The sequence below is a fragment of the Variovorax sp. MPBD4-3 genome (genome assembly GCF_058809745.1).
The window spans coordinates 16,080-31,513 of record NZ_JBXASW010000066.1 but is presented as its reverse complement, the minus strand read 5'-3'; the positions used below and the strand labels follow the sequence as shown (position 1 = coordinate 31,513).

The 15,434-nt window shown below is 70.5% G+C and carries 10 protein-coding genes; all 10 read right to left on the bottom strand.

Annotation, left to right across the window (positions count from 1 at the left end; all coding sequences use genetic code 11):
* Positions 1 to 42: 42 nt before the first annotated feature.
* The 10 genes from AC1RVW_RS26415 to phnD all read right to left on the bottom strand — a co-directional run bounded on the left by AC1RVW_RS26415 (position 43) and on the right by phnD (position 15,418).
* The gene (locus AC1RVW_RS26415) at positions 43 to 1,197 is read right to left on the bottom strand and encodes a hypothetical protein (RefSeq protein WP_493203557.1); all 1,155 of its coding nucleotides are present in this window, start codon (positions 1,195 to 1,197) and stop codon (positions 43 to 45) included.
* A gap of 27 nt (positions 1,198 to 1,224) precedes the next feature.
* The gene (locus tag AC1RVW_RS26410) at positions 1,225 to 1,974 is read right to left on the bottom strand and encodes a hypothetical protein (RefSeq protein WP_081271178.1); all 750 of its coding nucleotides are present in this window, start codon (positions 1,972 to 1,974) and stop codon (positions 1,225 to 1,227) included.
* Positions 1,975 to 2,010: 36 nt separating this feature from the next.
* A complete protein-coding gene (gene mltA / locus AC1RVW_RS26405; RefSeq protein ID WP_285415286.1) occupies positions 2,011 to 3,603 on the bottom strand; it encodes a murein transglycosylase A in 1,593 nt (530 codons plus the stop codon).
* Between the two features lie 60 nt (positions 3,604 to 3,663).
* A complete protein-coding gene (locus tag AC1RVW_RS26400; protein ID WP_493203554.1) occupies positions 3,664 to 5,574 on the bottom strand; it encodes a protein kinase domain-containing protein in 1,911 nt (636 codons plus the stop codon).
* A gap of 615 nt (positions 5,575 to 6,189) precedes the next feature.
* Positions 6,190 to 6,840: a type VI secretion system-associated protein TagF gene (tagF, locus tag AC1RVW_RS26395; protein WP_493203552.1), complete on the bottom strand. Its 651-nt coding sequence runs from the start codon at positions 6,838 to 6,840 to the stop codon at positions 6,190 to 6,192.
* Complete coding sequence (gene tssM / locus AC1RVW_RS26390) at positions 6,837 to 10,439, bottom strand: type VI secretion system membrane subunit TssM (RefSeq protein WP_493203551.1); 3,603 nt, start codon at positions 10,437 to 10,439, stop codon at positions 6,837 to 6,839. The genes tagF and tssM overlap by 4 nt, the downstream gene beginning before the upstream one ends.
* Positions 10,436 to 11,785 carry a DotU family type VI secretion system protein gene (locus tag AC1RVW_RS26385; RefSeq protein ID WP_106935916.1) on the bottom strand — a complete coding sequence of 450 codons (1,350 nt, stop codon included), beginning with the start codon at positions 11,783 to 11,785 and terminating at the stop codon, positions 10,436 to 10,438. Before AC1RVW_RS26385 ends, tssM begins: the two co-directional genes overlap by 4 nt.
* Positions 11,786 to 11,831: 46 nt before the next feature.
* Positions 11,832 to 13,163, bottom strand: a complete 1,332-nt coding sequence (tssK, locus tag AC1RVW_RS26380) for a type VI secretion system baseplate subunit TssK (RefSeq protein ID WP_081271552.1) — start codon at positions 13,161 to 13,163, stop codon at positions 11,832 to 11,834.
* A 138-nt stretch (positions 13,164 to 13,301) separates the two neighbouring features.
* On the bottom strand, positions 13,302 to 14,381 hold the full coding sequence (locus AC1RVW_RS26375; protein WP_493203548.1) for a phosphate/phosphite/phosphonate ABC transporter substrate-binding protein: 1,080 nt from the start codon (positions 14,379 to 14,381) through the stop codon (positions 13,302 to 13,304).
* Positions 14,381 to 15,418 (bottom strand): phosphate/phosphite/phosphonate ABC transporter substrate-binding protein, encoded by a 1,038-nt coding sequence (gene phnD, locus AC1RVW_RS26370; RefSeq protein ID WP_081265867.1) that lies wholly within the window; start codon positions 15,416 to 15,418, stop codon positions 14,381 to 14,383. The genes AC1RVW_RS26375 and phnD overlap by 1 nt, the downstream gene beginning before the upstream one ends.
* Positions 15,419 to 15,434 lie beyond the last annotated feature (16 nt).

The following is a 15,434-nucleotide window of genomic DNA, read 5'->3' as shown; positions in this document are numbered from 1 at the left end:
CCCGGAAGGGGAGGGAGAACTACGAACGCGTGCGGCGCGGAGTCATTGCCGCTCCTGCGCCGGCCCGGCCGATTCGACCAGCGGCGACGCCGCCAGCACCGCCAGCGCATCCACCGGTTCCGGCACGCGCAGCCGCCACGCGCCGTTGCCGCCCGGCCCGCCCACCACGTCGGCGGAGATCGACTGCAGCAGCCGGTCGGCCTCGTCCATGCGCACGCCCTCTTTCCAGCGCACCAGGAGGTCGGCCCGCGCCGGCGCGGGCGCGGTGGGCACTGCGCGAAAGCGCACGTCGTCTTCCTCCGCGGCGTCGCGCCCGCCGAGCAGGCCGACGTTCTGGATCACCACGCACAGCGCCAGCACCGCGAAGGCCGGGCGCACCCAGCCTTCGGCGCCGAACCAGCGGCGGATGCTGCCCCACCAGCCGCCTTCGGGTCGCTCGGGCCGCGCCTGTGGCCGCGCGCGCGGTGCCTCCGCTTCTTCCGGCTGCACCAGCGCGCGGGCCAGCTGCAGCCCCGCGTTGCGGTACAGCGACTGGTAGTCGGCGCGCGGATCCTGCGGCCCGAGCGGCGTGCCCGACAGCACCGGGAACGCGCCGCCCCCCACGCTGCGCAGCGCGATGCGCCCCGGCTCGGGCGCGATGGGCGACGCCGCTTGCGCGGCCCACTCGTCGTGCACCGCGCGGATCGCCGCGAGCCGCGTGGCCGACACCTCACCGAGCACGCGCGCGCACAGCCGCGGGCTGGGCTCGAGCGTGAGCACGTTCCAGGCCTGGATCACGCCGAACATCGGCTCGAAAGGCTCGTCCCCGGGCTCCAGCAGCACGTCGAACGCGCTTGCCCAGTCGGCCTCGCCCGCGGCCATCCAGCCCTGCCAGAGATCCCCGTGGATGCAGCGGTCGAGCAGCACGCCGAGCAGCCGCCCCTCATGCAGCACGCTCACGAGCCGGCCCGGCGCCCAGCGCGCCGGAAACGCGCGCTGCGCCACCGCCTCGCGGCGCCGTGCCAGTTCGGCCAGCGGCAGCAGCAGGCTGGACATGGCGGGCACGCGCGCGGGTTCGCGCCTCGCTCCGGGCGTCGCACCCGGCATGGCCACGACCGCGAGGCCGGGCTCCTCATCCGCGCCGTCCTCGGGCACGGCCGAGCCGGTTTCGAGCGCGTTGCGGATCACGCTGAGCGGGGGCCAGAGTTCGGTGGGCATGGCGTCTGTTCCTGAATGGCTATGTCTTCAGGCGTAAGACGCTTCAGCACCGAGGATTTTGAAAACCTGCAGGATCGCGTCCATGTTGCCGGGCTCGATGGCGATGCCCAGCGTCTGCTGCAGCCAGCCTCCGAGCCGGGTCTTCGCATAGTCGGCGGTCATGCCCTCGCGCTTGTGCACCAGGCCCAGCCGGCCCGCGCGGTAGTGGTACGACGCGATGGCATGGCGCGAGGCAATGCCCGACAGCCCACCGTCGGCCTCCTTGCCGAAGCCCTCGCACAGCAGGATGCGTTCGGGCTCGGGCAGCTCGGCGATGAAGGCGCGCGCGGCCAGCTGCACCGCGTGCGCGCTCAGGCCGTGCTCCGCGAGGCAGCCTTCGAGGTCTTCGCCCGCGCCCACTTCGTCTTCCAGCTGCGCCTCGGTGATCTGCTCGCCGATGGAGAGCTTGCGGCGGAATGCGCTGGCGCGCGTGCAGTCGATCAGGTAGCGGCGGAAGTACGCGCACAGCGCGAATGCGGTCGAGGGCGCGCTGTGGCTCGCGCGCTCTTCCGAGTCGCCGGGGTCGGCATCGAGCCGCAGCACCTTGACGTAGATGAATTGCGCCACCAGCTCCTGCCGCCCCTCGCCCAGCACCTGCAGCTCGGGCGGGTTGCATGCCGAGAGCGCCTCGCCCACGATGCGGTACATGGCGCCCATGTCGTTCGCGGACAGCGTCTGCCTGCGCCGCCAGAGGCGGACGAGTTCAGAGCTTTCCGAAGACGACAGGGTTTCCTGCATGAGCTCAGCGAGTGAAAAACCGGGGGGCAGACATGACTAGTCGTCCACGCAGCTGCCTTCCGACGGCACCAGGCACTGCGGCAGGTTCGCGCCCACCGGCCCGCCGCGCGTGCGGATGGCCGACGAGGTGGCGGCCTGCGCCACCGCCAGGCCGCGCGGCAACAGGATCCACAGCTGCCCGCGCTCCTTCATGCGGCGCGCGTTGGTCGCGGCCTGCTGGCCGTTGCCGAAGAAGTAGTCGGCGCGCACCGCGCCGCGAATGGCGCCGCCGGTGTCCTGCGCGATGGTCAGGCGCTGCATCGGCGCGCCGCTGCCCGGCGTGCGCGTGGAGACGAACACCGGGTAGCCCAGCGGCGTGCTGCGCGGATCGACCGCGATGGAACGCCCCGCCGACAGCGGCACGCCGAACGCGCCCACCGGCCCGCCGACCGGCGAGGTGGCTTCCTTGAAGAACACATAGCTCGGGTCCTTGATGCCCGAGCCCGCGACCGCGCCGGCCGCGCGCCGCCCCGGCACCACCACCGCGCCGCTGGCCACCGGCCGCGCGAGCGTGAAGCCGCGCGTGCGGATGGTGCTGTTGTCGACCGCGCCCACGTCGTCGTCGTCGCCGTCGTCCAGCTGCAGCTCGATGGACGAGCCGCGCACCTTCACCGGGCTGCGCGGCTTGCCGTTGGCGGCCTGCGCCAGCGTCGGGCGGAAGGGCTGGCCGTTCTGCTCTGCGTAGGCCACGCGGATCAGCTCGCCGCTGGGCAGCTTGATGCGGCCCGAGCCCTGGATCTGCATCTCGTACAGCGCGCTGGCGCTGCTCACGAAAGCCAGCACCTTGGCGTTGGGCGCGCCCTTGGTCTCGATCTCCTCGCGCGTGTAGTAAGGCAGCAGCTGCTTGCCCTCGATGCGCAGCCGCACCTTGCGGTCGATGGTGTCGCGCGAGACGGCCGACAGGTCGAGCGCATAGAGGCCGGGCGCGCCCATGTCGCGCGTGCTCAGGCCGGTCTGCACCACCACGTTGCGCCCGTCCACCCGCGCGGCCACCGTGCCGTTGCCCGGGGGCAGCTTGCGGGCATCTGCGAACAGCATGTCCTCGGGCTGGCCGTAGACCGGGTAGATGAAGGGCGCGCCGTACTGCCGGCTGCCCGCGATCTCGGGCTCGAAGTAGCCGGTGACCACGCCGTCGGGGCGGCGGTCGTCGTCGCGGATCTGGTAGGCCGAGAACTCGCCCTCGAAGAAGCCGCGGATGGCGTTGTTGTTCCTGCCGTCGACCTTGAGCGCGCGCGCGCACACTTCCTTCCATTCAGCGCCGCGCCCGGTCAGCACCTTGCAGCTGCCGAGGAAGGCGGGCCAGCTTTCCGAGAAGTCGTCGCGCGACCAGCCCGGCACCGCGTCGAAGCCGACCGATGTGTAGGTGGCGAGCTGGGTCGAGAAGGTGCGCGCCTGGCCTGCCACGCTGGCGCCGGTCGGCGGCGGCGGGCGCGTGGCAGCGGCGGTGTCTGGCGTTGCGGCCGCGGTGTCGGTCTGTGCCGGTGGCGGCGCGGCACAGCCGGCCAGCGAAGCGACGGCGGCAGCGGCGGCCCAGCGAAGAAGCGTGGCGGTGAAGCCGGGGGTCGGGCGTGGCGGCAGTGAGGGGTGCATGGAGGTCTCCTGGTCCGGAAAAGGGAGCCCTCGCGCAGAGGGCCGGCGCTCTGCAGACGATTACTTCTCGACGATTTTGAAATTCGCGACGCCATAGACGTCGTTGCACGGCGCGCTGCCGGGCGCGCACACCGGCTTGCCCAGCAACGGCGAAGGACCGGTGCCGCGCGTGGCTTCGAGCGCGGCCAGCACCGGCAACGGGAACACCGGGAACACGCCGTCGTTCTGCACGCCGGCGGCACTGAAATCGCGCTCGTGCTCGCTCACCAGCACCGCGAACTGGTCGGTGCCGGGCGGGCCGCCCGCGTCCATCGGCCACGAGGCGCGCGGCAGCGCGAGCGAGCCGCCGGCGGTGATCTTGTTGTACTTGTCGAGCAGGTTCGGGAACAGCAGGAACATCTCGCCGCCGCTGGACAGCAGGAACACGTAGACGAAGCCCTCGCGCTTGCTGCGGACCTCGAACGCGAGCCGGTCCTTGCCGACGGTGACCTCGGACTTCTTCGGCGCGGCGGTCACGTCGAAGCCCGGCGCCGCGCCAGCGGCGAGCGACTGCAGCGACTCGAGCGGCGTGCGCGGCGCCGGCGCGGGCGCGGGAGGCGGCGGCGGCGCAGGGGGCGGCGGTGCCTCGGCGACCTTGGTGTCGCGCGGCGGCGCGGGTGCCGGCGCGACGGCGGCCTGCTTGCCGTTCGTGCCGGCCTCCGTGCCGCCGCCCGTGCGGCCCTGCAGGAACCACCAGCCGCCACCGGCCACGGCCGCGAGGGCGATGGCCGAGGCGATCGCAGTGATGGTCTTCCGGCCGGCGGGCGCAGAGGGCGCAGGAGACGGCGTCTTCGCGTTGACTGGCTTGCCTGTTGCTTTCCCGCTGCCCACGATGACGGTCGCCGCGTTCGCGCCGGCAGCATGGCCGCCGGCTCCTTGAACACGCGGCGGCTGCGTGCGCGGCACGGGCGCGACGGTGTTGCCCGCATCGAGATCGAGCGCCGCGCGCAGCTCCGCCATCGACTGCGGCCGCTGCTCGGGCCGCACGCCCAGGCCCGCGTCGATGGCCTCCAGCAGCCGCAGGCTGTAGCGCTGGCGCAGGATGTCGTTGCCCGCGAGCGGCACGTAGCTGTCCGACAGCAGGCGCGCCACCGAAGGCGGCGGCGCGCGCCCGCACACCGCCACGTGCATCACCGCCGCGAGCGCATAGACGTCGGTCCACGCGCCTTGCGACATGTCGGGCATCTCCGCGTACTGCTCGATGGGCGCATAGCCTGGCTTGAGGATGACGGTGATCGCCTGCGTCTTGTCGGTGATCACGCGGCGCGCGGCGCCGAAGTCGAGCACCACCGGCCGGCCGGAGCCTTCGAGCAGGATGATGTTGTCGGGCGCGATGTCGCGGTGATAGCAGTTGGCGCTGTGCATCACCGCCAGCGCCTGCGTGACGCCGTCCATGATGCGGATCAGCCATGCCTCGTCCACGCCCGCGGGGATGGCTACCAGGGCCTCTCTCAGCGTGTCGCCCCTGTAGAAGGGCATGACCATGTAGGTGGTGCCTTTTTCTTGCCAGAAGCGGTAGACCTTGAGCAGCGACGGGTGGTCGAACTGGGCGAGCAGGCGGGCTTCGTTGATGAAGCTGCGCATGCCGAGGTCGAAGGTTTCCCTGTGTCTTTCGGACAGGGGGACGACGGTGCCGTCCTGCTGCCTCGTGGACAACGAGGTGGGGAGGTATTCCTTGATCGCCACTACGCGTTCGAGGGTGTGGTCCCAGGCTTCGTAGACCACGCCGAAGCCGCCCTGGCCTATGACTCGGGTGACTTCGAATTCGGCCAGGCGGCTGCCTACTGGCAGGAGGCCGGCGTCGGTGCTGCCCGTGGCGGGGCTGGTGACCGGCTGGGCTGCTGCTGCGGCTGTGATGACTGTGGCTGCCGAGTCTGCGGGGGTTGTCGACCTTGGGACTACTCGGGTGCGGTCGTCGTTGGAGTCGGTCATTGACTGGCTCCTTTTTGAACTTTGCTTTTGGTTTGCTTTCCGGGGCCGGGATATCCGCCCGGCGGCGGACTCACTTTCTTTTGCTTCGCCAAAAGAAAGTAAGCAAAGAAAAGGCGACCCCACTGTCTGCGACCCTCCGCTTCGCTACGGGCAACCTGCGGTGCTCGCGTTTCGCGGGGTCTCGCAGAACTCGCTTCGCTCAAACAGCTGCGAGCCCTGATCCGCGAAACGCTGCGCTCCTCGGCGCAGCCAGAGGGGTGGGAGCGGGAACCGACACTGGCCTTTGCTTCGCTCGGCCCTATATGGCGCAGCCGCTGCGCGGCTGCGCCGTTCGCGCCGAGCGCAGCGATGGCGCGTTCGGTTTCCAAATCCCTTCTGGCTGCGCCGAGGAGCGCAGACGCAGGCGGGATCAGGGCCGCAGCTGTTTGAGCGAAGCGAGTTCTGCGGACCCCCGCCGTAGTCGAGCACCGCAGGTTGCCCGTAGCGAAGCGAAGGGACGCAGACAGCAGGGTCGCCTTTCTTTTGCCTACGTTTCTTTGGCGAAGCAAAGAAAAGTAGGTCGCCCGCCGGGGCGAGACCCGGCCCCGGAACACAAGACGAAGAGCGGCCTTCATCTCACTCCTCCTGCGCAAAGCCAAGAAAAAGCCCATCGAACTTTTCATCAACAGGCAGCCCGTCGCAAACCATCCGAACCCCAGCTTCACCAGCAGGATCACCAAGCCAAAGAGAAGCCCTCTCCATCGGCAGCTCGAGCACCTCCACACGCACCTCGCGCCCAGCCTCGCCGGCAGCAAGAAAGAGCCGCTGCAGCACAGCATCGAACCGCAGCGCATCCAGATCGCCCTCAAGCCCTTCGAGCGCGGCCTGGGTAGCCCGAATCCACCACTGCAGCGCGGCAATCAACGCCTCGCCGCGAAGCTCGGTCCCGCAAGACGCATCCAGTTCCACCGCCAGCGTGAAAGGAAAGTACCGCCCCACCCCGTCCACCGAAGGCATCAGCACCCCCATCCACGCCCGCTCGCCGGCTACCCCGGGCCCCAGCGCAAAGCACCATATGGGCGCCTCCAGATACCGCTCCACCCAATCGGCATGCCGGTCTTTCAACCGCGCCAGCCCGCGCTGCAGCCACTGGTCCCACACGGAGCGGAACGCTTCGGGCAGCCGGCGATGCGCGAAGTCCCCCATCCCCGGCAACTTGCCGAACCACCCCGGCAAATCCGCCGAGGCAAAAATGGAAGAAGAAGAAGAAAAAGAAGCCGCGCTCACAGCCCCTCCGGACAGGAAAACTCCCGCAGCTCGCGCAACCGGATCGGATGCTGCACGCTGTTGGTCGTCACCTCGAACCGCGTCTTGCGCGCGCCGACCTGGAAGGTGATGAAGAACTTCTCCGGCGCATCGCCCGCCTCGAGCTGCCCGTCGTCGAGCGCACGGAACAGCGCCCAGGGCCCATCCACGGCAGCGCCCGAGCTGCCCGTGGTCGAAGGCGGGCTCACCTGGATGCGCACCTGGTTGCTGCCCTTCGGCCCCGGCCACTGCACCGCCATCGGCACCACGGGGCCATGCGCGTACTTCACGAGCTGGCCGTCCACGTCGAGGATGAACTGGGTGATGCCCGCGTCCATCTCCACCGGCTTGAAGTCCAGCCGCATCGACGGGCCGCGGCCGCCGCCGCGGAAAAAGATGTCCTTGATGCGTGCCGCGCGTTCGAACTGCGCGAGCGCCTGCGTGGTGATGGCGCCGCGCTCGGCCACGGGCTTGTAGCGCCAGGGGCGGGTGCTGGTGTCGACCAGCGCGGCCAGCCGCTTCTGGAAGAAGTCGTCCATCAGGCCGCCGGGGCCGAACATCTGGCCGAAGTCTTCGGGCAGCACGTCGCGCTTGCTGTTGCCCACGAACGGGTAGCGGCCCGCGATGGCACGCGCGCAGAACTCGGCCACGGGGCGCAGGTCCTGGCTCAGGTTGCCGCGCTCGGCCACCTGGGCCTGCGCGGCGCCGGACTGGCTCAGGTTCTCGACCATCGAGCGCACGGGCTCCGGCAGCCGGCCCGCGTCCGACTTGAGCTTGCCCGCCACGTCGCCGGGCGGCGGCGAGGTGCGGCCCTTCACGGCCGTGTCGACCGCGTTGAGGTACACGTACACCTCGTTGAAGAGCTTGAGCGCATCGTCGATGGGCGCCGGCTGGTTGGGGCCGCCGGCGGTGACGAGGCGGCGCAGCGGCTCGAAGCGGTCGTCCACGATGCTCTCGATGCGCTTGCCCGGCGCCACCTGGCGGCCGGGGTCGCTGCCGAACAGGTCTTCCAGGCCCTTGCGCGTGTTGCGCACGGTCTCGGTCGCCTTGCTGACCACGTCCTTGTTGGCGTCGGCCGCCGGGATCAGCGTGGTCTGCCTGACCACCGCGCGCAGGAAATTCGCGAGCGGCGAATCGACGCCCGACAGAATGCGCGCGGTCTCGATGTTCTTCTCCAGGCCGGTGGCGCGGATCAGCCGCACGTCGGCCAGCAGTGCCTCCCACTGCTTCACGTATTCCTCCAGGTACAGGCGGCGCACGCGGTCGGTCAGCGCGCCGAGCGCGGCCACGTCGCGCAGGCGGTCGGCGGCGTTGCGGTCCTGCCCCAGCACCCACGGGTCTTCGTTGGCGAGCAGGCCGGTAAGCACGGTCACCTCGTTCTGGAAGCGCTTGTGATAACCGTCGTAGGTGAACATGCCCGGCACGCCATCGGTCAGCGGCTTGCCGCTGATGCGCTCGAACACCAGCGGGCCCGAGGGGCCGGTGGCGGCCGCCACGCTGAAGGCCGGGATGTCCTTGGTGGCGCGCTGGCGCTTCAGGCGGCTGAACACGCGCTGCTCCAGCGGGTAGCTCGCGAGCACCGCGCGCACGCTGCGCACCAGGTTCTCGTCCATCTTCAGCGGCGAGCGCGGCGGGCCTTGCGCGATGAGCACGTCGAGCTGGTCTTCGAGCGCCTTGCGCTGGTCTTCGGGAATGCCGCGATCGAGGTTGCGCGACCAGTCGAGCGTGATCCAGGCCTTCAGCGCCTCGGGGTCGAAGTGCTCGGGCTGGTAGAGCATCAGGTAGCTCTTGAGCGCTTCGTAGGTGTACTCGAGGTTGTCTTTCTGCGCGGTGCGCAGCTGGTCTTCGATGCGCTTGGCGATCTGCGGCAGGAAGGCGTCGTTGAGCGCGCGCTGGTGCGTGAGCATGGCGGCGGCGTCGAGCTTGTCGCCCTGGTAGAGGCCCAGCGTCATCGACAGCGGCTCGTTGCCGTCGTGGTTGTCGGGCGTCTTCCAGATGTCGCGCAGGCCCTGCAGCACGGGTGCGACTTCCACCAGGTTCTGCACCCGCGCGGGCAGCGCAGCCAGGTTCTGCCGGGCGGGCTCGACGCGGGCCTCGACCGACTTCAGGTAGTTCATGTTCTGCAGCGTGCTGTAGCCCCAGGCCGCGAGCAGGCCGACGGTGACCAGCGTCATCGCCGTCACGCCGATCACGCGCAGCGTGTGGCGGCGGCGCTCCAGCTTCACGTCGGCACCGGCCAGGCGCTGCTCGGGGAACACCACCTCGCGCAGCAGCGAGGTGAGGAAGTAGCTGCGTCCGCTGCTCTTCTGCGGTGCGAGCATCGCGCGCTCGATGCCGAAGCTGCGCGCCAGGCTGCCCATCACGCGGTCGATCGGGCTGCCTTCCTGCGTCCCGCTGGTGAAGTACACGCCGCGCACCCACGGCGGCTGCGCGAAGCGCGAACCGGTGAACACCTGCTCCAGCAGGTCGGACAGCAGCGGGCCGACGGAGCCGAACTGGGCAGGGAACCCGAAGATCGCCGCGCGGCGCGTGCCGTCGGTCTCGCGCTGCATGCGCGCGATGAGGCCGTCGTTCACGCGGTTGTGCAGCAATGCGAATTCGCGGTTGAAGGCCGTGGAGAGCCCCTTCTCCTCGACCTGCAGGTTCTCGTCGGTCGGCAGCGTGAAGCCGAAGACTTGCGCGCGCTGTTCCTTGCCCAGGTCGTCGAAGTAGTCGGTGAAGCCGTAGAGCAGGTCGCTCTTGGTGACGAGCACGTACACCGGCAGCCGGGTGGTGAGCTTGCTGTCGAGTTCGAGCAGCCGCGCGCGGATCGACGCCGCGAGCTGGCTGCGCGCCTCCGGCCCCTGGCTCAGCAGGTCGGCCACGCTCACGGTCAGGAACACGCCGTTCAGCGGCCGGCGCGGGCGCGCCTTCTTCAGCAGGCCCAGGAAGCCTTCCCATGCGCTCTTGTCTTCGGACTGGTGGCTGTCCTGTGTGGTGTAGCGCCCGGCGGTGTCGATGAGCACCGCTTCGTCGGTGAACCACCAGTCGCAGTTGCGCGTGCCGCCCACGCCGCGAATGGCGCCGGGGCCGAACTTCTCGGCCAGCGGGAAGCTCAGGCCGGAGTTGACCAGCGCGGTGGTCTTGCCGGCACCGGGCGCGCCGATGAACACGTACCAAGGCAGGTCGTACAGGTAGCTGCCGCCCGAGATGGAGAGCCAGTCGCGCCAGCCGGGTTTCTTGCCGGCCGCATGCAGGCGCATCTGCTTGAGCGTGGCGACGGCCTCGCTGAATCGCGTGTCGAGGATCTTCTGCTCGCCGTTGACCGGGGCATCGGCCCTGGCGGCGGGCGCCTTCATGAGGCCGTCGGTCAGGTGGCGGCTCGCGCGGCGGGCGCGCCAGCGGCGGTACAGCGCGCGCAGCACCACGACGAGCACGATGACGCCGATGACGATGGCGCGCGTCATCTCGCCTTCGAGCGGCGCGAGCGAACCGATCTTCACCAGCGGGCCGATCCACCAGACCAGCAGCGCGACGACGATGAGCGCAAGCAGCGTCAGCAGCAGCGGGCTGAACAGGAAGCCGAATATTTTCTTGATCATTTCGTCGCTCCTGGAACGGGAGCAGCCGATGTGGCGGCGGCGAGCCGGTCGGGTTCGGTCAGCAGCACGATGTCGACGCGGCGGTTGCGCGCGCGGTTGGCGGGCGTGTCGTTGGCGGCCACGGGCTCGGCATCGGCCTTGCCGTCGGAGCGCATGCGCGCGGGCTCGACCAGCGTGCTCAGCGCGCCCTTCACCGCGTCGGCACGCGCGGCCGACAGGTGCCAGTTGGACGGATAGCGCAGCGAGCGGATCGGCTGGTTGTCGGAGTGGCCGGTGATCAGCACCTCGCCCTTCACCTCGGCCAGCGCCTGCCCGATGCGGCGCAGCACCGGCAGCGACTGCGCCATCGGCTCGGCGCTGCCGGAGCCGAAGAAGGAATCGCCTCGCAGGCGCACCACGCTGCGGTCGGCTTCGTCGGTCACGGTGACCAGGCCCTGCTTGATCTCCGGCTCCAGGAAGCGCGCGAGGCGCGGCGTCTTCGCCGGCAGGGCCGGCGGCGCGATCTGGATGTTGGGCGCGCGCAGGCTCGAGACTGCGGCATAGGTGGTGTCGGAGCGGTAGTTGAGCGTGAGCCGCAGCGCGAACCACGCGAGCGCCAGCAGCAGCGCGAAGCCGGCCGCGAACACCCACAGCGGCAGCGACTCGCGCAGCCGCACCGTGCCCGCGCCCTGCCCGCGCCAATGCGGAGAAAGCTCGGGCTCCACGGCGGGGCGGTCCTTGGCGATCAGGTCGGCCAGGCGCTGGCGCACCGAGTCGAGCTGCGCGCGGCCGTTGTCGACCACGCGGTAGCGGCCCTCGAAGCCGAGCGCGAGCACGCTGTAGATCAGCTCCAGCAACTGGCGGTGCGTGGGCACGTCCTGCGCGAGCTTGGCCAGCAGCTGGAACACCTTCTCGCCGCCCCAGGTCTCGTTGTGGAACTGCACCAGCAGGCTCTGCTTGTTCCAGCCGGCCTGCACGCCCCAGGGCGTGTTGGCCACCGCTTCGTCGAGCGCGGTGCACAGCACGTAGCGCGCGGCGAGCACCGATTCGTTGCTCACGCCGGCGCGGCGCGCGTTGGCGTCGAACTGGTTCACCGCGTCGGCGGTGGAGGCGCGCAGGGCCGGCACGTTGGGCGGCTGCGCGAGGTTGCGCAATTTGCCGATCAGCACCAGCAGCTTGCCGGCGGCCGACACCAGCGGGTTGAGCAACCCCAGTTCGCCGACCTCGGCCGCGGGCGTCGGATCGGCGCCGCCGAAGAACGGCGCCGGTGCAGGCGCAGGCGGCGCACCGCCCGGCGTGCGCGGCTTGGGCTTGATGACCGTGCGTTCGGATTCGAAAGCGGCAAAAGGATCGGGAGGTGTGCTCATGATGGCTCCACGCTGACGGTGCCAATAAGTGCGCGAAGACTGGGGGTCATGCTCGTATCGCCCAGAAGGCAAGGTCGAGGCCGGGGAAGTCGCCCGCGATGTGCATCGCGATGCCGCCCGACTGCTCGAGCTGGCGCCACAGGTCGCTGTTGCGTGTTTCGAGCTCGAAGTAGTTGGCGCCCGTGTGGAACGGAATCTGGCGCGGCGCGACCGGCATCGGCGTGAGCGTGACGCCCGGCAGCGCCAGGTTCACGAGGTCGCGGATGCGCTCCACCGGGCCGATCTTGACCTGCGTGGGAAAGCGCGCGCGCAGCGCCTCGCTGGGCATGTTCGCGTTCACCGCGAGCACGAAGGTCGCCTTGCGCTGCAGTTCCACGTCCGTCACCATCGCCACGCGCACGCCGTGCTTGCGGTCGTGCAGTTCGATGCGGATCGCCGACTGCTCCAGCACCATCGACAGGCTGCGGCGCAGATCGTCCATGAGCGGGCGGAAGCTCGTCGCGAGGTCGTCGTGGATGTAGGGCCCGAAGCGCGCCACGCGGCGTGAATCCCGAAAGCTCGCCAGGTCGCCGGCCAGCCCGAGCGCATGCTCGAAGAAATGCTGCGGATGCAGCATCGCGCTTTTGGCCAGGTGCGCGAACACCGCCTCGTTGCGGTTGACGGCCTGCAGCAGCATGAAGTCGGCGATCTCGGCCACGCCGCCGGTGCCGCCCTGCGTCATGCGGCCGGCAAGCGCCTCGCCGCGCTGGCGCAGCAGGCCCAGCAGCTCGTCGAGCCAGGCGCGGATCACCGAATGGCCCGCCACGTCGAGCAGCGGCGGCAGCATCGCGCGGTCCAGCAGCACCTGGTTGTCGACGCGGCGCTCCTGCACGCGGGCGATGCCGAGCGTGGTCCAGGCGTCGGTCGCCTCGCCGGCGCGCATCAGCCGCGTGTGGAGCTGGCCCAGCTGCAGCATGGCGGTGCGCTCGCCGGCGGTGTTGGAGTCGGGCACCTCCGACTCGAGCACGCGGTGGCGCACCAGCTCCTCGTAGTCTTCCGCGTCGGCCTCGCGCGCGCCGGCGCGGCGCAGCGGCAGCGCGAGCACCACGGCCTCGTCGCGCATGCCGGCGGGAATGTCGATGGGCTCGGGCAGCGGGTCGACCGCCGGCATGTCGAACACGGTGCCGTCGCCGAACACGCCCACCGCCCGCACCAGCGCGAGCTTGCCGAGCGTGAGCGCGGCGGCGTCGATCTCTAGTTCGGCAAAACCCCAGGCATAGGGCGTGGTCGCGCGCAGCAGCACATGCCGCGCATGGTCGGCATGGCGCTCGCTTTGCTGCAGGTGCTGAGGCTGCAGCAGCATCCCCTCGCTCCACACCACTTTTGTTCGCCAGCTCATCCACGCTCCGTCAACGGCAAGGGTGCCGGAAAAGAAGCACGGAGTTTCAGGCGCGCGACGCGGCGGGCAAATCCGCCTTAAGGCCTAGGCGCGGGGGTTTGGTGGTACGGCGAAGGGACTAGGGAGCGCCGCGAGGCGTCAGCGGTTCGGCGCGCGCAGTGCCTCGACCTGCTCCGCGTAGGTCTTCTCGATGCGCTGCAGCCGCTGTTCGCGCGCGGCCTCGTTGACCCACGAAGCGGCCATGGCGCGCTGCCTGCCCAGCTGGTACTCCAGCCGGGCTTCGGGCAGCAGCGCGCTGTCGTCGGCCTCGACGTAGCCGTAGCCCGCGCGCAGGTTCTTCAGCACCTCGCGCTCGGCGTCGCCGCGCGGGCCCCGGGCCTTGCCGTAGCCGGTCAGGAAGTTCTGCAGCCGCGCCTGGAACTCGGGCGGGTAGTTGCGCCGCACCACCATCGGCGCGCCCGGCGGCGGCTCCGACTCCCACACCACCTGCAGCCGCTCGGCCTCGACCGGGAACTGCTGCCTGAAGCGTTCGAAGTCGGTGGTGTTGTTGGTGGCCACGTCGGCGTCGCCGTTGGCCACGGCGAGCGCGGTGGCCTGGTGGGTGCCGACGAACTCGCTGAGGAAGCGGGTTTCCATCTGGATGTTGTTCGGCAGGAAGAACTGGCTCTGCGGCACGATGAAGCCCGTGACCGAGCGGCTGTCGCCGCGCGCGAGCCGCCAGCGCTGCGGCTCGGCGAGCAGGCCGGCCAGCGTGTTGAGGGGACCGGCCTTGCGCATCAGCAGCACCGCGCGGTGCTGGGGGTTTCCGGGCTGCTTGGCAATCTGCGCCACCACCTTCATGCGCCGCTGCATCACCGCGTCGAGCGCCATCTTGGCCGACAGGAAGGCCATGTCGATCTCGTCGCGGCCGATGGCGCGGTCGAGTTCCTCGTAGGACGGCACCGAGTACGAGCTGACCGGGACGCCGAGCGCGCGGCTCATGTCGGCCATCAGCGGCGTCCACAGCGCCCGCGACTCGACGGTGCCGCCCAGCGGCAGCACGCCGAAGCGCACCGCGCGCACCACCTCTGGCACGCCGGTCGCGCCCCTGGCGGGCGCGGGCGCGGGCGTCGCCGCATTGGCGCCCTGCGCGGCGGCCGTGGCGGGCGCGGCCAGCATCGCGGCCGACGCGGCGCAAAGCAGCGTCGCGGCAAGCAGTCGGGCGGCGGCGCGGGCCATCAGGGAGACACGTCCTTGAGCACGCCGACCTGCTCGGCGTAGCTGCTGTCGATGCGCTGCAGGCGGGCTTCGCGCGCGGCGTCGTTGACCCACTGCGCGGTCATGGCGTTCTGCCGCGCCAGTTGCCAGGCCAGCCTGGCGGCCGGCTCCAGCGAGCTGTTGTCGGCCGGCAGGAAGCCGGCCAGGTCGTGCAGCGACTTGAGCACCAGCCGCTCGGCGTCGCCGCGCGGGCCCTTGGCGCGGCCGTAGGCGGTCAGGAACACCTGCACGCGCTTGCGCAGCTCGGGCGGGTATTCGCGCCGCACCACGATCTGCGCATGCGGAATGAGGTCCGACTGCCACAGCACCTGCAGCCGTTCCGCCTCGGCCGGAAAGCGCTGCTTGAAGCGCTCGAAGTCGGCCGTGTTGTTGGTGGCCACGTCGGCCTCGCTGTTGGCCACGGCCAGCGCGGTGGCCTGGTGGGTGCCGACGGTCTCGCTGAGGAAGCGCGTCTCCATCGCGATGTGGTTCGGCAGGAAGAGCTGCAGCTGCGGCACGATGAAGCCCGACACCGACTGCTTCTCGCCGCGCGCCAGCCGCCAGCGCTCGGGCTGGGCCAGCAGGTCTTTGAGCGAATTGAAGGGCGGCGCCTTGCGCGCCAGCAGCAGCGCGCGGTAGCCGGGCAGGCCGTCGTGCCGCACCACCTGCGCCACCACCTTCATGCGGCGCTGGGTGACGGCGTCCAGCGCCATCTTGCCGGACAGGAAGGCCATGTCGACCTCGTCGCGCCGGATGGCCTGCTCCAGCGCCTCGTACGAGTTGACGGACAGCACGCTCACCGGCCGGTCGATGGCGCGGCTGAGCTCGGCCAGCAGCGGATCCCAGTCGCTGCGCGACTCGAAGGCGCCGCCCAGCGGCAGGATGCCGAAGCGCACCGGCGGCTCGCGCGCGGTGCCCTGGGCGCAGGCCAGCAACGGCGCGAGGCCGACGAGCAAGCCCATCGCCGCCGCGCGCAGGGCAGCTGGAAACAGGGCAGTGAGGCGCAATGAAACCAGCATTTTTTGACCGGATGGC